Origin of the sequence: Bacteroides intestinalis (genome assembly GCF_003464595.1) — a bacterium.
Lineage (GTDB): Bacteria > Bacteroidota > Bacteroidia > Bacteroidales > Bacteroidaceae > Bacteroides > Bacteroides intestinalis_A.
In genome coordinates this window covers 479,381-501,618 of the sequence record NZ_QRZF01000001.1, presented here as the reverse complement: position 1 = coordinate 501,618, position 22,238 = coordinate 479,381, and the positions used below count along the sequence as shown (strand labels likewise).

At 44.2% G+C, this 22,238-nt stretch carries 9 protein-coding genes; 8 read left to right on the top strand and 1 reads right to left on the bottom strand.

What is annotated here, in order from left to right; translation table 11 throughout:
• The first annotated feature begins 8 nt into the window (after window positions 1-8).
• The 4 genes from DWW10_RS01735 (at window position 9) to DWW10_RS01720 (ending at window position 8,897) form a co-directional block, all read left to right on the top strand.
• Window positions 9-1,961: a RagB/SusD family nutrient uptake outer membrane protein gene (locus tag DWW10_RS01735; RefSeq protein WP_022393723.1), complete on the top strand. Its 1,953-nt coding sequence runs from the start codon at window positions 9-11 to the stop codon at window positions 1,959-1,961.
• Between the two features lie 23 nt (window positions 1,962-1,984).
• Window positions 1,985-4,411, top strand: a complete 2,427-nt coding sequence (locus DWW10_RS01730; RefSeq protein WP_022393722.1) for a glycoside hydrolase family 127 protein — start codon at window positions 1,985-1,987, stop codon at window positions 4,409-4,411.
• 246 nt (window positions 4,412-4,657) lie between these two features.
• Window positions 4,658-7,333 carry a glycoside hydrolase family 2 protein gene (locus DWW10_RS01725; RefSeq protein ID WP_022393721.1) on the top strand — a complete coding sequence of 892 codons (2,676 nt, stop codon included), beginning with the start codon at window positions 4,658-4,660 and terminating at the stop codon, window positions 7,331-7,333.
• 34 nt (window positions 7,334-7,367) lie between these two features.
• Window positions 7,368-8,897, top strand: coding sequence for an arylsulfatase (locus DWW10_RS01720; protein WP_022393720.1), 1,530 nt, complete (start codon window positions 7,368-7,370; stop codon window positions 8,895-8,897).
• Between the two features lie 54 nt (window positions 8,898-8,951).
• Here the strand turns inward: DWW10_RS01720 and DWW10_RS01715 are convergent, their stop codons facing one another.
• The gene (locus DWW10_RS01715) at window positions 8,952-12,863 is read right to left on the bottom strand and encodes a hybrid sensor histidine kinase/response regulator transcription factor (RefSeq protein WP_182021338.1); all 3,912 of its coding nucleotides are present in this window, start codon (window positions 12,861-12,863) and stop codon (window positions 8,952-8,954) included.
• A 260-nt stretch (window positions 12,864-13,123) separates the two neighbouring features.
• Between DWW10_RS01715 and DWW10_RS01710 the strand changes: the two genes are divergently transcribed.
• The 4 genes from DWW10_RS01710 to DWW10_RS01695 all read left to right on the top strand — a co-directional run bounded on the left by DWW10_RS01710 (window position 13,124) and on the right by DWW10_RS01695 (window position 22,218).
• Window positions 13,124-16,336 carry a SusC/RagA family TonB-linked outer membrane protein gene (locus DWW10_RS01710; RefSeq protein ID WP_022393718.1) on the top strand — a complete coding sequence of 1,071 codons (3,213 nt, stop codon included), beginning with the start codon at window positions 13,124-13,126 and terminating at the stop codon, window positions 16,334-16,336.
• Window positions 16,337-16,355: 19 nt separating this feature from the next.
• A complete protein-coding gene (locus DWW10_RS01705) occupies window positions 16,356-18,173 on the top strand; it encodes a RagB/SusD family nutrient uptake outer membrane protein (RefSeq protein WP_022393717.1) in 1,818 nt (605 codons plus the stop codon).
• Between the two features lie 119 nt (window positions 18,174-18,292).
• Window positions 18,293-19,876 (top strand): sulfatase family protein, encoded by a 1,584-nt coding sequence (locus DWW10_RS01700; RefSeq protein WP_022393716.1) that lies wholly within the window; start codon window positions 18,293-18,295, stop codon window positions 19,874-19,876.
• 26 nt (window positions 19,877-19,902) lie between these two features.
• Window positions 19,903-22,218, top strand: coding sequence for a glycoside hydrolase family 20 protein (locus tag DWW10_RS01695; protein ID WP_022393715.1), 2,316 nt, complete (start codon window positions 19,903-19,905; stop codon window positions 22,216-22,218).
• Window positions 22,219-22,238: the final 20 nt, after the last annotated feature.

The following is a 22,238-nucleotide window of genomic DNA, read 5'->3' as shown; positions in this document are numbered from 1 at the left end:
ATACAGATATGAAAAAGATAAAATTTATACTATTATTTATATGTTCTGTCATGCTGACAACGTCTTGTGACTATCTGGATATTGCACCGACAGAAGTTTCCTCTGAAGAAGAAATCTTCAGTGATATCAAAACTGCAGAGCTGGCTTTGGGACGTATTTACTGGAGTATGTACTGGGATCATGGTTCCATGAGGCGTGACGGATTCAAGAGTGAACTGGGTGCTTGTACCGATGAAATGTATGACCATTGGGAAACTCCGGCTTCCAGACTTTTGTATAACAGCGGGGCATGGGGTGCTTCGAATAACCCGCTGGGTGAATGGAAGTTTATGTACAATTTCGTTCGTCGTGCCACTGTTTTCATTGACAATATAGATAAAGTAGAGTTGAAAGCTACACAAATAGCATATTATTCGGATCGTGTGAAGCAGTATAAGGAGGAAGCCCGTTTCTTTAGAGCCTATTTCTTTTTCGATCTTTTCCGTCAGTACGGTGCTATTCCTTTGCCAAAAGAGTTGGTGGACATTTCTAATGTGGAGAATACGATGTTGCCGAGAGCTTCTGTGACTGAAGTAGTCGATTATATTTGTTCTGAATTGGATATTGCTGCCGCCGGATTGCCTGATTCCTATTCTACCCAAGAATTGGGACGAATTACGAAGGGTGCTTGTCTGGCACTGAAAGCCCGTACCTTGCTGTATATGGCAAGTCCTTTGTACAATGGTAACAAGATGTATGCTGACCAGATAAATCCTGACGGTACGCAGTTATTCCCTCAGGGATACGATAAAGAGTTATGGAAAAGAGCGGCGGAAGCAGCACAAGCAGTAATAGATTGGAGTGCTCGTGCAGGTATCATTCTTGAACAGCCCAATCCTTCCAATCCGGTAGATAATTATGCGAAACTCTTCTATGATAACACGCATTCCAAGGAAATCATTCTTCCGGGATTGCTGGGTACGGATATGACGATTGATCAGGAATGTACCTCCAATGCCGGTGATTACGGTGGTTATGGTAAGTTCTCTGTTTTGCAGGAGATGGTGGATGCGTATGAAACCAAAGACGGTTATTTCCCTTTCAAGATGGACGACGATGGTTGTGTGATTTATGATGCAAATGGTAATCCTCAGATTGATCCGGAGTCGGGATACACGGAAACCGGATTCTGGTCGGGCGAACTGTTTGATGGAAAGACGATGAAACATGTTGAGAATATATCTAATATGTATAAGGATCGTGATCCACGTTTCTATGCCTCCATATCTTTCCAGGGCACTTATTGGAAATCGGAGTTTGTCAACCGTCCGCTATACTATGCTTACTGGCTGAACAATAGCGATGACTCTTTCGAAGGAAACAAGAAGTTGGTAGGAAAGAGTTGTGAAACAGGATATAGCATCCGCAAATGGATGGATCCCAATATTAATTTGAAAATGTCGTGGCGTACAAGCCATCATTATCCACATTTCCGCTTGGCCGAACAATATCTGAACTGTGCTGAGGCTTGGAATGAGTACTTGGATAGACCGGATGATAAAGTATATAGTGCTATTAATGCTGTGAGAAACAGGGTTGGTATGCCTTCACTTCCTATCACTGAAGAGGATAAAACCCAGGTGGGAATGCGTAAGAGAATCAGAAACGAACGTCGGGTAGAATTGTTTTATGAGAACCATCGTTTCTATGATGTACGTCGCTGGATGATAGCTAAAAAGGTAGACGGTGCGAATGTTACCGGTATGAACTCACTTCCTGCCATGGAAGAATTGGAAAAAGCTGCACAGCAATCGGGATTGAATTTGAGTGTTCCTTCCGAATCGAAGCAAGTGGGTTTATCCGTATTCTACAAACGCTCGAAACTGATGAAACGTGTATTTGAGGATAAGCATTACCTGTTCCCGATTCCACAGACTGAGATCGATAAGAATAAGAACCTGATTCAGAATCATGGTTGGTAAATTTTATACATAAAACAGAACGGATGAAATATATAACTTGTTTGCTGGTAGGTACTTTGCTAAGTGCCTACACAACTGCCGAAGCTGCAGATACTAAAATAGTGGTGAACCCTGTGCAACCCGCACAACGGACTTTGTTTCCGCTTACGGACGTGAGACTGGGCGACAGCCAGTTTAAAGACATTCAGGAACTGGATCATGCTTATCTACTATCATTGGAGCCGGAACGTCTGTTATCCTGGTTCCGGCGGGAGGCAGGTCTTGCTTCTGATGCACCCGCTTATCCTTTCTGGGAGTCCGAAGATGTCTGGGGTGGTGGCCCTCTGGCCGGGCATATTATGGGCTTCTCGTTGTCTTCCATGTCAATGATGTATGAAGCTACGGGAGATGAGGCACTGAGGAGAAAGATTGAAAAGATGGTTCGCGGACTGAAAGAGTGTCAGGATGCCCAGGGAGATGGCTATCTGTTGGCAACGATCAACGGGCGACGCATCTTTGAAGAAGTAGTGAGTGGAAAGTTCACTACCAACAATCCGACAATCAACGGAGTATGGGAACCTGTATACATCATGAATAAAATCATGTTAGGGTTATATAATGCCTATCTGGGTTGTGATCTTCCTCAAGCAAAAGATGTGCTGGTGAAGATGGCTGACTGGTTTGGATATCAGGTTCTGGATAAACTGACTTATGAACAGATTCAGGAGTTACTGGTATGTGAACATGGTTCTATCAATGAGTCGTATATCACTGTATACGAGATTACAGGCGATGAGAAGTACCTGAAATGGGCTAAACTTCTGAATGATGAAGACATGCTTATTCCCGCAGCCGAGGAACGGGATGTATTGAACGGTTGGCATGCCAATACGCAAATTCCCAAGTTCACGGGTTTCGAGAAGGTATACAACTATACCCGGGAAGATAAGTATACCCGGGCGGCACAGTTCTTCTGGGAAACTGTGGTGGACAAGCATACCTGGGTGATTGGTGGAAACAGTACGGGAGAGCACTTCTTTCCGGTAGATCAGTTTGAAAAGAGAGTGCCAAGTGACGGAGGACCGGAGTCTTGTAATTCCGTGAATATGATGAGGCTGACGGAAACCTTGTATCAGGATTACGGAAGAATGAAGATGGTGGATTATTACGAACGGGTATTGTATAATCATATCCTAGCTAATTATGATCCTCATGAAGGAATGTGTACTTACTATACTTCTATGCGTCCGGCACATTACCGGATATATGGAACCCAGCATCATAGTTTCTGGTGCTGTACCGGTACAGGTATGGAGGCTCCTGCAAAGTTTGGAAAGATGATATATGCGCATCAAGGTTCCGAGTTGTATGTCAACCTCTTTATGCCTTCCGAGCTGAACTGGAAAGATAAGGGTGTGAAACTGGTACAGAACACGGACTTCCCTGATAATAATAAGGTGGGTTTTGTAATCAATACGGCTGCTGGCGTTCATTTCACTTTGAATATCCGCAAACCTCATTGGTCGACTGCGAAGAAGATGACCGTATGGGTGAATGGCAAGAAGATGCAGTTAGCTCCGAACACTGAAGGTTATGTACAGTTGGACCGCTCGTGGAGCAATGGAGACAAAGTAGAGGTGGAATTAACTCCCCAGGTTACAGTAGAATATCTGAAAGGCAGTGATAAATATGCTGCATTTCTCTATGGTCCCGTAGTCCTGGCAGCAAAAGTCGGCAATAATGGACTGGAAGAAGCCTATAGTTTCAGATTCCCGAAAAGAACGGTTGCCACTTTAGAAATTCCAATGCTGACAGCTCCTGCGTTAATAGGTTCTTTAGATAAAATAAAGAAAGCAGTTTCCAGAAAACCGGATAAGGAATTAGTGTTTGAATGTTCATCGGAGGTAGCTTCCACTACTTTTGAGTTGATTCCTTTCAATAGAATTCATTTCAACCGTTATGCCATCTATTTCCCGCTTTATAAACAGATGAAAGATTATCAGGCTGTTTATGACCAGGAAAAGAAGACTATCCTGGAAAATGAGATGTTGCAAGCGAATACGGTAGACCATGTACTGATTCAGTCGCCACTTTCGGAGAGCGATCATAAACTGGCGGGTGTGAATATGGATTGGGGTGAAGCATATGGTCGTTCATGGAGGCATGCTTCCAATGGCGGTTACTTTATGTACCAGATGGCGGTATTGCCGGATGTACCTCAAAGTCTCTACATGCAGTTCATCAATACGGATGGAGGTGCAAGGGTATTCGATGTATTGGTAGATGGAAAGCAGATTGCTACAATAGATCGTTGCCAACCTAAAGACATTCCGGATCTATTCTATTATGAAGTAGTACCGCTTCCCAAAGAACTGCTTTCCGGAAAGAAATCCGTGACGGTGAAGTTACATGCAAAGAAAAATAATACGGTAGGAGGACTATTTGATATTCGGATAGTAAAGGTAGAATAATTTAAGGTAATCAGTAGTTTCTAAATTAGGATGGGATGAGAATGTATTCGTGCTGATACATTCTCATCCTTATTTTATACTCTTTCGTCTTGTTGAAGGTAAAAAGAATAGGTGGTTAGACAAAATTGGATTAAAAAATAGTGATTATTGTGATACTTATCTTCTGTTTTGCCCTATTTTTGTATCGGATGTTGTGAACAGTTGTTGTTGCATCAAATCGTGTACACCTAAAATAATACTATCTTCATGAGAAAAATCATTTATTTAATTCTAATTGTTTTATTGTTAGTTCCCTGCAGCACATTGCAGGCGTCTCACCAACCAGAGTTTTCCACTGCCGGTTTCTTCGAATTACCCAATTCCGGACGTGAAGTGTTTTTCATGAATCCGGCCTGGCGTTTTTATAAAGGAAGCGTTGCCGGTGCTGAGGCTATAAGTTTTGATGATACGGAATGGGCTGTAGTCTCCCTGCCTAATGGAATTGAATATCTGCCTACAGAAGCCAGCGGTTGTATCAATTACCAAGGTGAAGTTTGGTATCGTAAGCACTTCACTCCCGCAGATGCATTGAAAGGAAAGAAATTATTCCTGCATTTTGAAGCCATCATGGGGAAGAGCAAGGTGTTTGTGAATGGCCGGTTGATAAAAGAGCATTTTGGTGGTTACTTGCCGGTGGTTGTAGATGTAACCGATGCCCTGAAATGGGGAGAGGATAATGTGATTGCCGTATGGGCGGACAATAGTGATGATCCGTCTTATCCTCCCGGAAAGGCACAGGATGTTCTTGATTTTACCTATTTCGGTGGTATCTACCGTGATTGCTGGCTGGTAGCTCATAACCCTGTCTTTATCACTGACCCTAACTTTGAGGACGAGGTCGCAGGTGGCGGTCTGTTTGTGGCTTATGATAAGGTATCGGATGCTTCGGCTGAAGTATTGCTGAAAGCTCATCTACGTAATGAAAGCCGTAAAACTTTTACAGGAGTTGTGGAATATGAATTGCAGCAACTGGATGGTACTCAGGTGGCGTTCCTGAATGATAAAATACAGGTACGTCCGGGTAAGGCTGTTACTTCAAAAGATAAAATCACAGTAAAGAGTCCATTGTTGTGGAGTCCGGAGACTCCTACTTTATATAATCTGATTGTACGTATCCGCGACCACGAAGGAAAAGTGGTGGATGGTTACCGTCGCCGTATTGGTATCCGCAGTGTGGAATTTAAAGGTAAGGATGGCTTCTGGCTGAACGGCAAACCTTATGAAGAACCGTTGATCGGCGCCAATCGTCACCAGGACTTTGCTGTAGTAGGTAATGCTGTACCCAACAGCATTCACTGGCGTGACGCAAAGAAACTGCGGGATGCCGGAATGAAGGTGATCCGCAATGCCCATTGTCCGCAAGACCCTGCTTTCATGGATGCATGCGATGAACTCGGTTTGTTTGTAATAGTCAATACTCCGGGCTGGCAGTTCTGGAATGATGCCCCTGAATTTGCACAACGTGTATATAGTGATATACGTAATCTGGTACGCCGTGACCGTAACCATGCTTGTGTCTGGTTGTGGGAGCCTATCCTGAATGAAACCTGGTATCCGGATGATTTTGCCAAGAAAACCCGTGAACTGGTCGATCAGGAATATCCTTACCCTTATTGTTATTCCGGCTGCGACAGCGGAGCGCGTGGCAAAGAATATTTCCCGGTACTTTTCACCCATCCGTCTTTTGACGGGAAGGCCTGGGGGGATCCGAATGCCGATCCTAAAATTACCTATTTTACCCGTGAATGGGGCGACAATGTGGATGATTGGAGTTCGCATAACTCACCCAGTCGTGTAGCACGCAACTGGGGAGAGCAACCTATGCTCATCCAGGCCCGGCATTATGCCAATCCTGCCTATACTTATACTTGCTATGATGCTCTTTATCGCACTCCCCGGCAACACGTGGGCGGATGTCTCTGGCACTCGTTCGACCATCAACGTGGTTACCATCCCGATCCGTTTTATGGTGGATTGATGGATGTATTCCGTCAGCCCAAGTATTCGTACTATATGTTCAAGGCACAGCGTTCGCCCGAGAAACAGGAACGCCTTTTCGAGACTGGCCCGATGGTTTATATAGCCCATGAAATGACTCCATTCTCAAGTAAGGATGTCACTGTTTATTCGAATTGCGAGGAAGTACGGCTTACTTTCATGAGAGACGGGAAAGGGTCTACTTACAGCAAGTCACTGACAGAAGCCGGTATGCCTTCACCTGTTATCACTTTCCCGGATGTCTATGATTTTCAGATGGACAAAGCCATGTCCCGGAAGAAAAAACAAGAAGATGTACTTTTGCTGGCCGAAGGGCTGATAGATGGCAAAGTGGTTGCCACTCATGAGGTGCATCCGGCACGTCGTCCGGAGAAGCTACTGCTTTGGATAGATAATGAAGGGGTTAACTTGAAAGCCGATGGCTCCGACTTTGTAACAGTGGTGGCTGCCGTTGCTGATAAAAATGGAAATATAAAGCGCTTGAATAATTATTATGTGAAGTTCCATGTGGAAGGCGAAGGACGCCTTCTGGGAGATGCTTCCATATTGGCAAATCCCGCACCTGTAAAGTGGGGCACTGCTCCGGTACTGATACAGTCGACCTTGAAACCGGGCAAGATAAAGGTGACAGCCAGTGTGCTGTTTGAAGGTTCGCAGATGCCCACCAGTGCTGTACTGGAGTTGGAGAGTGTGCCGACAGAGCATCCGTTACTATATTCGGGGAAAGAGGCGGCGCTTATTTCAAATCCTTCTGCCGCCGGATTGGGAGGAACAGCTGTAAAATCGGCTGCTGAGTTGGAACAGGAGCGGTTGCAGAAAGAACAGAATGCGCAGAAGCTGAAAGAAGTCGAGAAGCAGCAGGAAGATTTTGGTGAGAAGAAGTGAATGAACCTTCCCGGTGAAATAGAAAAACAATGGTATGAAATCTATAAAAGTAACTTTGGGTACAGGATTGTTGGCCGCTATTTCTTTATATAGCAATGCGGCTAATAATTCATCTAGGCCTAATATCATTTTTATTCTCTGCGATGATATGGGCTATGGCGACTTGGGATGTTACGGACAGAAATATATCCAGACACCCAATCTTGACCGTATGGCGCAGGAAGGTATGCTGTTTACCCAAGCTTATGCCGGTAGTCCGGTTAGTGCACCTTCACGTGCTTCTTTGATGACCGGGCAGCACACTGGGCATACTCATGTGCGTGGTAATAAAGAATATTGGAAGAATGTTCCTACCGTGACATACGGTATCAATAAAGATTTCTCTGTCGTGGGGCAGGAACCGTATGATGAAGGCCACATTATTCTGCCCGAAATCATGAAGAAGAATGGCTATACTACAGGAGTTTTCGGTAAATGGGCAGGCGGCTACGAAGGTTCCTGCTCCACACCGGATAAACGGGGTGTAGATGAATTCTACGGTTATATATGTCAGTTTCAGGCACATTTGTACTATCCCAACTTCCTAAACAGATACAGTAAAGAGGAAGGGGATACCGGAGTCGTACGTATTGTAATGGAAGACAACATCAATTATCCCATGTTTGGTGATGATTACAAAAAGCGTTCGCAATATTCTGCTGACCTGATTCATCAGAAAGCCATGGAGTGGATTGATAAGCAGGATGGCAAACAACCTTTTTATGGCTTCTTCACTTATACGCTTCCACATGCCGAACTGGCGCAGCCTAATGACTCCATTCTGAAAGGATACAAAAAGCAATTCTTCAGAGATAAAACCTGGGGAGGTTCCGAAGGTTCGCGATACAATGCCGTGGAGCATACCCATGCTGAGTTTGCCGGTATGATCACCCGCCTTGATAGTTATGTAGGCGAAGTCTTGAAGAAGCTGGAAGAGAAAGGTCTTGATGATAACACGATTGTTATCTTTAGCAGTGATAATGGTCCCCACGAAGAGGGTGGAGCAGATCCCGAATTCTTTGGGAGGGATGGTAAGCTACGTGGTCTGAAACGGCAATGCCATGAGGGTGGTATACGAATCCCCTTTATTGTGCGTTGGCCCGGGCATGTATCAGCAGGCAAGGTGAATGATCACCAATTGGCTTTCTACGATGTGATGCCTACATTCTGTGAGTTGATGGTGGATAAAGCATTTCCGAAGAAGTACATAAATAAAAAGATAAAGAATGATTGCTTCGATGGCATCTCTTTTGTTCCGACCTTGTTGGGGGACGACGGCAAGCAGCAAAAACATGATTTCCTTTATTGGGAGTTCCATGAAACAGATCAGATTGGTGTCCGTATGGGAGACTGGAAACTGATAGTTAAGAAAGGGACACCTTATCTGTATGATCTCGCAAATGATGTACATGAAGATCATGATATTGCAGCTGCTCATCCCGATATTGTGAAACAGATGAAAGAGATTATTAAGAGGGAACACAGAGACAGCGAGATGTTTCCTGTTACATTACCTGATCTGTAGCTGATAGCATAAAGATGTATTGCAAAAGACGGCATTACACCCTCAACTTTCTCCCTATATAGGTTTATGTTCTTCCTTATATTGAGTGGGCGAACACCCCATGTATTGCTTAAACACCGTACTGAAATAGCGGGAAGTTGAGAACCCTGTCTGGTCTGCGACTTCAACGATGCTGAGCGCGGTATGGGTAAGCAGCCAGGCACTCCGTTCTATCCGTAGTTTGGTGATATAATCATTGGCCCCCATCCCCGACAATGCTTTCAGCTTGTTGTAAAGACCTGCACGGCTGATACCCAATTCCGTACAAAGGAACGGTATCCCCATTTGCAGGTTATCCAGATTCTCGGAGATCAGTTTATTCAGGCGGTTGAGGAATTTCTCATCGGCCGAGCTGAATGTACTTTCCTGTGGCAGGGGGAGTGGGCCGGCTTCAGCATAACGTATCCGTATCCGTTCGCGATTCTTCAGTTGGCTTTGGATAACGGTATAAAGTATGTCTACTTCGAAAGGCTTGGTCAGGTATGCATCCGCTCCGTTCTTGTAACCGAATAACTGGCTTTCCTCATCATTGCGGGCTGTAAGCAGGATAACGGGGATATGGCTGATTTCCAGGTCTTCTTTGATATGCTTGCATAATTCATAGCCATTCATACGTGGCATCTGAATATCACTGACTACAATTTCCGGTGAAGATTCACGGCAGATACGCAAGGCTTCTTCACCGTCATAAGCCACCCGGATTTCTTTGAATTTATTCTTAAGGGCGGAGAATAGATAATCTGTCAGATCTTTGTTATCATCCACGATAAGGAGAGTACAGTTTTGGGTATCCTCTTTGTTTAGAATATCGCTTGGGATGCTTTCGACTTCCTGGGTGGGAGCCAGCAACTCATTCAAATAGGCTTGCGGTTGCAGAGTAACCTTTCCCGGTTGTATGTCTCGCGGCAGTTCGAACCAGAAGGTAGAACCGGACATATCTCCATGGTCATAGGCACCTATACTTCCGCCATGTTGTTCGGCAAGAATTTTAGAGTAGGAGAGGCCGATGCCTGTTCCGGGGCGGCTATTGTTGCCTTGATAGAAACGGATAAACAAGTTGTTTATATCTACATCTTTCAATCCGGGACCTTCGTCGGAAACAGAGATGCGTACACGGCTCTTATCGTCTGACAGGCTGGTAGTGAGACGAATCAGACTGTTCTCAGGGCTGTACTTCAACGCATTGATCAGCAGATTTATTAATATGGTAGTGCATTTCTCTTTATCAAAGCAAAGAGTATCCACTTCCGGTCCGGGACTATATAAGATGGAGATGCCTTTTAACTGGGCTTCCGGTCTGAAATCTGTTATAAGTTGTTCTATCCATGGAGTTAGTTCCACAGTTCCTACATTCAGCGTGCTTTGCCCTACCTCCATTTTGCGTACATCCAGCACCATATTCAGAAGGTTCTTCATGCGTCCGGACTGTTTGCTAATGCTTTGGATAACCGGATACTTGTCGTCTTCCGGCGATAGTGATTCCAGCAATTGCTTTAACGGGGCGTGTATCAGGGTGAGTGGGGTGCGCAATTCATGGTTGATATTGATAAGGAAACGTACTTTCTCTTCATAAACCTGTTGCTCATGTTCCTTCATGGCCCATTTCAATTTGTTTTCTTTGCGATGCAACAGGGAGAAGAATGCCAATATCACCCCTGAAACTATCAATATGAAACAAATACTGATAAACCAGTTGGATTTATACCACGGTGGTAAGACTATGAGTTCCAGAATCTGATAATCCTCAGTCCATCCCCCGGTACGGGTACTGCAGGAGGCCATCACTTGGTAGGTTCTTGCAGGTAGTCCGCTTAATGTCAGTTCCGGTTGGTAGGAGTAAATCACTTGCCCTTCCATGCCGAGTAAGGTATAACGATACATCGGTTTGCGGAAGATATCTTTATCGTGGGCAATGATTTTAATGGTGATGGGTTTACTTTGTTCTTCTACTTTCAGTCTTCGTCCGGTACTCATCAAGGCATTCATACGTTCTCCGCCTACCCAAACGTCTGCCAGTTCAAGAATAGGAGGGGCGTTTGGTTCGTCAGGGAGTTGTTTGTTGATACAAAGCAGTCCGTTGACACCTCCCATATAGATATCGCCTTGTGTGGAGAGTAAACGAGGTTTCTCCAGATATTCGTTCAGAATGATTCCATCTGACTCCCCGTAAAGAATGAACTCTCCTTCTTGAATCAGGTGGGCGAATAGTTTGCTGTCTGCTCCTATCCATACACGTCCCCGCTGATCACAAATCAGTGAATTAATTTCATTGATCAGACTATTGGGAATATTGACGCATTGCTGTTTTTCCATGGAATAGTAACTGAGCCCATAATTGCTTCCTATCCAGAAAATCCCGTTTTCATCGGTAGATACAGAATTGAATATGGTATCACCTTTGCAACTGTATAAGGTTTCTAACCGGTTCTTTCGGGAATCGATCCGGTAAATCCGTTTGAAATCATGCAGATAGGAAACGAAACCGTTCTGGCATATAGGCAGGAGCGTGCCGATGACATCTTGGGCAGGTTTGTCCAGAGGAATAGGTGTGAAGTCTTTCCGGGCTAAGTGGTAGCTATATGGCATTTCGGATAATAATAATATTGTTTCCGGTGTGTTCCGGAATACATTAACCGTTTTTCCCCGTTTGCATAAGAGGGTATTTATACTATCGTTGATGATAATAAGTGGTTGGTAGCTTTCAGTTTGTTTATCAAAAAAGAATAACCCTTTGCTGAATAAAGAAACCAGAAGATGTCTCTGATCTACCCCTGTGATGGAAGATACTTTATCTCCCCAGGTAGAGAGCACATGGTGGAATTTCTTAGTGACAGGATTAAGGCGGTTGATTCCGCCGCCATCTGTTCCAACCCATATATCTTCTTTTTCATCCTGGTGGATGCTAAGTGTCGACTTTTCACTGAGTGCGTATTCAAATCCGGGCAATGCATCCGAATAAATCTTCATTCCCGCTTCTTTGATGTGTATTAAGCCGGCACGCACACTGCCTGCCCACATATTATTATTGGAGTCAGTATATAAATAAAGGATTGAGTTCGCAGGTAGTGAGTATGGATCTCCGGGAACTCGCACAAGAACAGACATCGTATCGTCCTTGGGATTCAGAATATAGATACCGGAACCATCCGTACCCACCCATATCTGCCCGTCGCGTTCGGCTAAAGAAAGTACGACATTGGTCTGCAACCGAGAGTTTGTGGTATCATAAGAGTGAAGAAGCTTGCCGTTCCGGTCGTAGCACTTCACACCCTGATGGTAAGGAGCCAACCATATATTCCCGTTTTTGTCGATAAGAGTGGCTATCAGTTCGTTACTTTCGAAAGGTACGGGATGGGTCTGGCCTGTCGGGAGATCAATGAGTAGTGCACGACTCCATCGGTTGGTGCACATCAGGGTATGATCGTCCCATTTCTGGAGGCTGGTAATATTATACTTATTATTGGTGAGGGCACACAGGAATCTGATTTGGTGATTGGCATAGTCATACTTATATAATTTGCCGCTTCCACCGAATAATACACCGTCTTCCCAAGGACAAATGGAGGTAGCTATTACCGGATTATTATCCTCATCGCGTGCCTGCCGGAATTCATCTTCCTGATAATTGTAGTAGAAAAGCCCTTTGGGAGTAATGGCCCAAATGGTATTTTCTTTGTCTTCAATGATGTGAGTGATATTATCGTGGAGGTATTTCCTGAGTTCGTAGCCATCGAAGCGTCCGATACCTGATCTTGTTCCAATCCAGACATACCCTTTCTCATGGCTCACTACCAGGCAGCGAACCGAAGAAGACAGGCCGTTCTGCGTACTTATCTGTTGGAAAGTATATTGGGTATTTCCTGCCACCTTGTATGAAAAGGACAGTAGCAGGAATAATAGTAATGTGGTTAACAGGGTTTTTCTCATGGGTATTGTGGATAGGTTGGAGCAAAAATACTCTTTTGTTATGAACCGCACAATACAATTTGCATGAAATTACTTGGAAATAAGCTCCAAATTTGTCTACTTCGCCTCCAGTTTTGACTATTATTTGTTTTTGTCGTCCGGATAGTCAATTTTGAACCTGGAAATAGTGAATCTTGTACAGACACTCCTTTGCTATCGTTTTACATTTGCATCACAAATCAATGTTAACGATAGTTTATAACTAATTTAAATTTAATTCTATGAGACAGAAATTATTGAATGTATTTCTGGTATGCCTGCTCTGTTTGACATCTACTGCCGCTGCTTTGGCACAGCAAACGATTAAGGTGACAGGTAAAGTGATTGACAGCACCAATGAAGGTGTACCCGGTGTCAATGTACAAGTAAAAGGAGGGTCTTTAGGAACCATTACCGATGTGGATGGTAACTATAAGATCGATGTTCCCAACTCTAAATCCGTATTAGTATTTTCTTTTATCGGTTATGAAACGCAGGAAGTCCCTGTGGGAAACAAGACCGTAATAAATGTATCATTGAAAGATGATACGCAAGTGTTGGATGAAGTAGTGGTAGTGGCCTACGGTACAGCCCGTAAAGGTGATGTAACCGGTGCGTTAACCAGCCTGCGTCCTGATCCGAATGATGCGGCTAAGGCTACTTCTCTTGATAACTTATTGTCCGGTAAAGTGGCAGGTCTGGTCGTTAACTCAACTTCTTCGGCTGTTGGTTCCGCTTCTTCGGTTACGATTCGTGGTGCCAGTTCACTTCGTGGCGACAACCAGCCGCTGTATGTTATTGATAATGTTCCGCAAGCTTCAACAGGTGAATTTGCTTCTTCAGGTATCAGTGGAGACTTCCAGATCAATCAAGATCCGTTGTCTTCTTTGAACCCTGGCGATATTGAAGACATTACTGTTTTGAAAGATGCTTCTTCAACCGCTATCTACGGTTCGCGTGGTGCCAATGGTGTAATCCTGATTACTACTAAGAAAGGTAAGGCTGGAAAAGCTAAAGTCAATGCTTCGGCTACATTCACGATTGCCAATACTACGAATCTGTTGGATATGATCAACCTGGAAGAGTATGCTAATTATGCAAATAGCAGAATTCAGGATGGCCTTGTACCATTTCATATTGTAGGCGACCAGGTAAGATATGTATTCAATGGTTCTTACGACAAATATGATGCTAATAATCCCGAAACTTACAACGTTGTAACCTACCGCAACTGGCAGAAGGAAATCTATACTTCGGCATTCTCACAGAATTATTCTCTGTCTTTGAATGGTGGATCGGATAAGATTACCTATTATATATCTGCCAATTTCAAGGACATCAACGGTACGGTAAAGCAAACTTCTTTGAAACAGGGTGACTTACGTGCCAACCTGAGCGCGGAAGTATCAAAAGCCGTAAAGATTGACCTGTCTTTGAGTGGTGCACTTCGTCAGAATGATATGATGGCGGGTGGTAATACATTGGGAGGTTCTACCGGTGCTATCTCACGTACGGCATTGGACTATGCTCCATTTGAAATGCCGGAAGGTGACCCCAGCTTTAATAATGAGAACAAGACAACTGTTTTCAGTTGGTTGAATGATTATGTAGACGTAACAGATGATAAAACTTTCAAAGCCAGTCTGGACCTGACCTGGAAGATTAACAAATTCTTCCGTTATAACCTTCGTACCGGTGGTAACTTGAATATCAACGAGCGCAAGCGTTGGTACGGTCTGCAACTTTACCAAGGTATGAACAACCAAGGTTTGCTGGCATTGTCAGACTTGAATAAGAATAATGTTTCCGTTGAGAATATCCTGAATTACAGTACGAAGCTCAAGTCTTTCGCAACTTTGGATGCTACGGCTGGTGTTACTTACGAAGATTATAACTTCCTGAACAAAAATACTACCGCCAATCAATTCACTTTCTTTGAAATGCGTGAGAATGGTCTTCACATGGCAGGTAATGTAAACAATGCCCAGCCTATCCAGAAAGACTACCAGTTGGTTTCCTATCTGGGACGTGCTAATCTTTCCATTCTCGACAAGTACTTGATTACTGCTTCTTTCCGTGCTGACGGTTCCAGTAAATTTGCTAAAGGTAATCGTTGGGGATACTTCCCGTCTGCATCGTTGGCATGGCGTATGGAACAGGAAGAGTTTATGAAAAATATCTCTTGGTTGAGCCAGTTGAAGATTCGTGTGAGCTATGGTGTTACCGGTAATCAAAGTATTGATCCGTATTCTACCTTCTCTATGTATGGTTCTAATTCCAATCTTTATTATGCTGATGGTTCCGGCAATGCCCAGACAGCCTTTACGGTAACCAACCTGTCAAATAACAGCTTGAAATGGGAAAAGACAGCTTCATGGAATGCCGGTTTGGACTTCGGTTTGTTTAACTCACGCTTGAGTGGTACTCTCGACGTGTATCAGAAGAAGACTACTGATTTGCTTATTTCCAGAACTCTGCCGGGTTCTGCCGGATTTGCTTCCACTTATTATAATCAGGGATCAATGAAGAATAATGGTGTTGAACTCTCTTTGAACGCACAGATTATTGATAAGAAAGATTGGAAGTGGAGCGTAAGCGGTAATATCGGTTTCAACAAGAGCGAGATTGCCGAGTTGGGACTTCTGCCATCTGACTTTGGTTTCCTGGGTGAGAAAGTAGGATATTATGGTAACTCGATAGGCGACCACTTCGGTGTAGGCCATGTCTTCCTGGAAGGTGAAGCTCCGGGCTTGTTCTTCGGATATGTTACACAGGGTATCGTACAGCCGGAAGATATAACAGAACAAGGTGTGAGATATACTAAAAAAGATGGTACGGTTGGTTATTACAAGACATTTAATAAGGTTACTCCGGTAGCCGGCGATATCAAATTTGTAGATAGCGATGGAGACGGTGATGTAAATGTAAACGACCGTGATGTTATCGGTGATCCGAATCCTGATTTTACCTACGGTTTCTCTACAAATATTTCCTGGAAAAACCTGAGTCTGTCGGCTTCGTTTGCCGGTGTACAAGGCAAAGATATTCTGAATACCAACAATCGCTATGTTAATACTCCGGGAACCAGATCTAATAATCTCACCCGTAAAGCTTATCAGAATATGTGGACAGAAAGCAATCATTCCAACCTGTATCCGAGTTCCACATTCGTTATACAGAACTATGTTATGGACCGTTATGTAGAAGATGCCAGTTATCTGCGTTGTGCCGACATTACTCTGAACTATATATTACCGAAAACATGGATGAGCAAGATTGGTTTCCAGAATGCTTCGGTTTATGCTTCCGTTAAGAATGCATTTATTATTACCAACTATAGTGGCTACGACCCTGATGTAAACTTTTTCGGTTTCGACGGTCTTCGTCCGGGCGTAGATATGGGTGCTTATCCGACTCCGCGTTCGTTTATATTCGGCTTAAACTTGACTTTCTAATATTAAAAACATGAAGAATATGAAAAGATATAAATATTATATACTGTCTTTGGCTGTACTGTGCAGCTTTTCAGCCTGTGACTCTTTACTGAATGAAGATCCCTTATACTCTCAGAATAGTAATATTGTTTTCCAGACCGAAGATAATGCAGAATTAGCTCTGTTGGGATGCTATGGTTATATGTCGGCTCCTAATGCTTACGGACAGATGTGGCAGGAAGCTCCTATTGTAGCTTCGGGTCTTGCATGGGCACAACGTCCTGAGGATTTGAACTCGCTGAATACATTGGCTGCCAATAGCTTGGTATCCTTGGCTTGGGGAGGTATGTACAAGGCGATAGCCGAAATCAATGCTTTTCTGGAAAGTATTGATAAGAGCGGGCTGAGTGCAGCAGTCAAGACTCAGAAGGGTGGCGAAGCTAAATTTTTGAGAGCACTGGCTTACTATAATTTGGTTTCCACTTTTGGTGATGTTCCTTTGAAAACGGTTGCTTCCTCTTCCGAAGGTATTTCTATTGCCCGTTCACCCCGTGAAGAGGTGTTCTCACAAATCACACAGGACCTGGTGGATGCTCTGTCTATTTCTGAAAAATCAGCAGTGGGACGTGCTAATTCCTGGGCTGTAAAAGCTTTCCTAGGTAAAGTGTATTATAAGATGGCTGTTCTGGGTATAGATGCTGCCGCCAATTGGCAGAATGCAAAAAACATGTTTGATGCAGTATACACAAGTCATGTTTATTCGTTGGAGCCTAAGTTTGCCAATTTGTTTGGTGAATATGTGTCAACCTCCAAGGAGTCTATCTTCCAGATGAATTATTCAACGGGAAATGCGAACGGGTGCTACAATCGTGGCAGTAACCGCTTTGCTCCTCAGGCTTCTACCAGTGGCATCAACTGGAGTACGTATCGTGTAGCTAAGTTCGCTTATGATATGCATGAAGGTACTTACCCGGGAGATCCCCGTATTGATGTTAACTTCTTGACAAAGTGGAGAGCTCGTAACGGTAATAATCAAGCTAATCCGAAACCTCAGGTTGGTACTGCACTTTGTGCTAACGACTCTGTATGTACGTACCCTTACTGGAAAATCAAATATACTGATATGACAGTGCCCGGATCGAACAATGTGAATATGGAGGTTACAGCCAAGATGCCTTATGCAGAATTTCCTAATCCGAAGAACCCGAGCCTTAGCGTTTGTGATAATTACGAGGCTACACACGGGGCATCTCCGTATAACTCTTCAGTAGCAAAAGCTGTAAATGACTTTGCAAAAACAGGTAATGCAGAAAAGTGGCCGTACTTTGGCAAGTTGTACGACCAGACACAAACTGGTACGATGGCCCACAAGAACTTAATGGTTTATCGTTACGCTGAAATGCTGTTACTGATGGCTGACGTTTACAATGAACTGGGTGATACTCCGAAAGCTATCAGCCTGGCCAATGAAGTACTGGCCCGTGCACGCAAATCCGGAGCCGTTTCTTCTGCACAACCTGCAGACTGGTCGGCATCACTTACCAAAGAACAGGTTACGGAAAAATTGTATTTTGAGCGGATCATCGAACTTTGCGGCGAACCCAGCATTTACGATATGGTACGTATCCGCGGTACGGTATACTTCAAGAAGTTCCTGGAACTGAATACTACTCATGAACTGACCATATTGGGAGAAAAGAATTATACTTCAAGTGTAAACAACTTTGCAGATCGTCTCCTGAACAATGGTAGCCTGACGGATGACTTCCTGAAAAAGAATTTGCTTCTGCCGATTCCTACCAGTGAAATAGATGCTAATCCGGGCCTCACGAATAACGATAATAACTTTGGTTATTAATCATCCGGAATCTATAGAGTTTACAATAGGTTATTAGATCTTCCCGGATGCGGGGTGGGAGTTGTCTTCCACCCTCGCATTCCACATCCGGATTTTTAAATATTTAATTAGATTTGATTATGAACACGATACAATCAGGATTGCTTTTTTCTCTGACCGGTGCCGCTGCTGTGGCATCCATGACTTCATGTACTTCACAAAAGAAAGCTGAGGAACAAAAGCAATATAATATAGTATACATCATGACGGATGATCACACAGCCCAGATGATGAGCTGTTATGACCACCGCTACATGGAGACGCCGAACCTGGACCGCATTGCAGCCGACGGAATACGTTTTACAAACAGCTTTGTGGCTAATTCTCTGAGTGGTCCCAGCCGTGCCTGTATGATTACGGGCAAGCACAGTTGTGCCAATAAATTCTATGATAACACAACTTGCGTGTTCGATGCTTCGCAGCAAACTTTCCCTAAACTTTTGCAACAGGCCGGTTATCAGACTGCGTTGGTTGGTAAATGGCACCTGGAAAGTCTGCCTACGGGTTTTGATTACTGGGAGATCGTGCCCGGACAAGGTGATTACTATAATCCTGATTTTATCACTCAGGACAATGATACTATACAGAAGCACGGTTATGTGACCAATATCATCACTGATGACGCTATCGACTGGATGGAAAATCAGCGGGATACAAATAAGCCGTTCTGTATTTTAATTCATCATAAAGCGATTCATCGTAACTGGTTGGCAGATACCTGCAACCTTGCACTTTATGAAGACAAGACCTTTCCGCTACCGGACAATTTTTTCGACGATTACGAAGGACGTCCTGCCGCTGCTGCACAGGAAATGAGCATTGTGAAAGATATGGATATGATCTATGACCTCAAAATGCTACATCCGGACAAAGAAACCCGGTTGAAGTCTCTTTATGAGAAATATATCGGCCGGATGGATGAGGGGCAGCGTGCAGCATGGGATAAGTTCTATGGTCCTATCATCGATGATTTCTATAAAAAGAATCCTCAGGGTAAAGAACTTGCCAACTGGAAGTTCCAGCGCTATATCCGCGACTACATGAAGACTGTGAAATCTCTGGATGATAATGTAGGCCGTGTGCTGGATTACCTGAAAGAGAAAGGATTGCTGGATAACACATTAGTTGTTTATACTTCCGATCAAGGTTTTTATATGGGTGAGCACGGATGGTTCGACAAGCGTTTCATGTATGAAGAATCCATGCATACACCGCTGATTATGCGTTTGCCGAAAGGTTTCGACCGTAAAGGAGACATCGGAGAGTTGGTACAGAACATTGACTATGCACCCACATTCCTGGAACTGGCCGGCGTGAAAGTGCCCGAAGATATTCAGGGACTTTCCCTGGTTCCATTACTGAAAGGCGAAAAACCTGAAAACTGGCGGAAATCCCTGTATTATCACTTCTATGAATATCCTGCTGAACACATGGTGAAGCGTCATTACGGCGTACGTACCGAACGTTACAAGCTGATTCATTTCTATAATGACATCGATGAATGGGAATTGTACGATTTACAGGCCGATCCGACCGAAATGCGTAACATCTATGGACAACCGGGTACGGAAGACATTGTGAAGGAACTGAAAACCGAACTTACGGCATTGCAGGAACAATACAATGATCCGGTACGCTTTTCCCCAGAGAGAGATAAAGAATAATTCATATTATCAAACGCTATGACCTTATGAGATATATATATACAGTACTGCTTTGTCTGTTCCTGGCAGTAACAAACATTCAGGCTGATAACTTGACACAACCCTTTTCATTAGTTCCCTGCCCGGTGAGTTTAGTACCGGGCACGGGTAACTTCCACTTCTCCGCTAAGACAAGTTTCGCAGTAGAGAATGAAGGACAAACTGAGCAAGTGCGCCAGTTCACCGGACTTCTTACCCGTGCGGCAGGTTTTACTCCCCGCATAAAGGTAGATAGCCGGAAAGGGGATGTCTGTCTGGTGACGGACGCTACCTTAAAAAGTGAAGCTTACAAACTGGAGATAACGGCTAAGAAGATAACCATCCGTGCCTCCGATCTGCAAGGTTTCTATTATGCCCTTCAAAGCATTCGTCAATTACTTCCCTCTGAGATTGAAAGTGAACAAGTGACGGAGAACGTCGATTGGACTGTTCCGGCATTGACTATCACCGACCAACCCCGTTTCGGTTATCGGGGACTATTGGTAGATGTGGCACGTTTTTTCTCCCCCAAGGAAAACTTGTTGCGTATTATCGATTGTATGGCGATGCTGAAGTTGAACAAGTTACATCTGCATCTGGTAGATGACAATGGTTGGCGTATTGAAATTAAGAAATACCCCTCGCTTACAGAAATAGGATCATGCCGTGTAGACCGTCCGGGCAAGACATTCCCCGAACGCCGTAATCCCCGTCAAGGTGAACCTACTGTGGAAAAAGGATTCTATACGCAGGATGAAATCCGCGAGATCGTGCGCTATGCTCAGGAACGGCATATCGAAGTGATCCCGGAAATAGAAATGCCGGCACATAGTAATGCTGCATTGGCTGCTTACCCTTTGCTGTCCTGTCCGGTAGTGGATAAATTTATCGGTGTATTGCCCGGTTTAGGCGGGAATCATGCGGATGTTATCTTTTGTGCAGGAAATGACAGTGTATTTACTTTCCTGCAAGATATTCTGGATGAAGTACTCGAATTGTTTCCCTCAAAATATATCCATTTAGGTGGTGATGAGGCGAGAAAGACACATTGGGAAGAATGTCCGTTGTGCCAGGCACGGATGAAAGCGGAGAAATTGGAGAATACAGAAGAATTGCAAGGCTATTTCATGGCACGGGTAGCACGGTATGTGCAGAATAAGGGACGTGAAGTGATAGGATGGGATGAACTGACGAATGCCAGAATCCCCGAAGGGAGCATTATCCTTGGATGGCAAGGTTACGGACAGGCTGCACTGAAAGCTGCCGAATTGGGTCACCGCTTCATCATGACTCCTGCCCGGATATTGTATCTCATCCGCTATCAAGGTCCCCAATGGTTCGAACCTATTACATATTTTGGAAATAACACCCTGAAAGATGTCTATGACTATGAACCTGTGCAGAAAGACTGGACACCGCAGGCTGCATCTCTGCTAATGGGGGTTCAGGCGTGTATGTGGACAGAGTTCTGTAACTCTCCGGCAGATGTGGACTACCTGCTTTTCCCCCGCCTGTCGGCATTGGCGGAAGTTGCCTGGACGAAGCCTGCACGCAAGAACTGGGCTTCTTACCTGAAAGCTATGGACCACTTTAATGAACACTTGGCTGCAAAAGGCATTGTCTATGCCCGTTCCATGTATAATATACAACAGACTGTAACTCCGAAAGAGGGGCGTCTGCAAGTAGAACTGGATTGTATTCGCCCTGATGCACAGGTGCGTTATACAATGGATGGCAGTGTGCCGACTGCACAATCACCCCTTTATACAAAACCATTGATGCTTACAGAGGCCAAAACAATTAAGGCAGCAACCTTTGCCGGAAACGAGCAATTGGGACAAATGCTGGAGTTGCCTGTCATCTGGAATAAAGCGACGGCAAAGCCTGTTAAGAGTGCCGGTACAGGAGACCTTTATATGCTGACAAACGGGATACGGGGAAGTCAGAAATATACTGATCTGGAATGGTGTTCCTGGATGAAAAGCGATACGGTTACTTTCACCCTCGACTTGAAGAAACCGGAATTGGTGAATAAACTAACGTTAGGCTCTATAACGAATTATGGCATGGCAGTGCATAAACCTGCTGCAATAGAAGTCTGGATTTCGGATGATGACAAGGAGTATCGCAAAGTAGGTGAGTGTAGCTACACAAAGAACGAAATCTTCCGTGAAGGTGTATTTAGAGAAGATATCCCGTTTGAAATAGGGACAGAGGCACGCTATGTTCGTGTAGTAGCCCGTGGAGCAGGAGACTGTCCTTTCACGCATGTACGTCCGGGACAGGAAGCGAGGATATACTTTGATGAGATAATAATAGAATAGAAAATTAGAAAAATGAGATA

Coding starts and splice junctions, on each gene's coding strand:
- DWW10_RS01735 (WP_022393723.1), top strand. CDS start 9: ATGAAAAAGATAAAATTTATACTATTATTTATATGTTCTGTCATGCTG.
- DWW10_RS01730 (WP_022393722.1), top strand. CDS start 1,985: ATGAAATATATAACTTGTTTGCTGGTAGGTACTTTGCTAAGTGCCTAC.
- DWW10_RS01725 (WP_022393721.1), top strand. CDS start 4,658: ATGAGAAAAATCATTTATTTAATTCTAATTGTTTTATTGTTAGTTCCC.
- DWW10_RS01720 (WP_022393720.1), top strand. CDS start 7,368: ATGAAATCTATAAAAGTAACTTTGGGTACAGGATTGTTGGCCGCTATT.
- DWW10_RS01715 (WP_182021338.1), bottom strand. CDS start 12,863: ATGAGAAAAACCCTGTTAACCACATTACTATTATTCCTGCTACTGTCC.
- DWW10_RS01710 (WP_022393718.1), top strand. CDS start 13,124: ATGAGACAGAAATTATTGAATGTATTTCTGGTATGCCTGCTCTGTTTG.
- DWW10_RS01705 (WP_022393717.1), top strand. CDS start 16,356: ATGAAAAGATATAAATATTATATACTGTCTTTGGCTGTACTGTGCAGC.
- DWW10_RS01700 (WP_022393716.1), top strand. CDS start 18,293: ATGAACACGATACAATCAGGATTGCTTTTTTCTCTGACCGGTGCCGCT.
- DWW10_RS01695 (WP_022393715.1), top strand. CDS start 19,903: ATGAGATATATATATACAGTACTGCTTTGTCTGTTCCTGGCAGTAACA.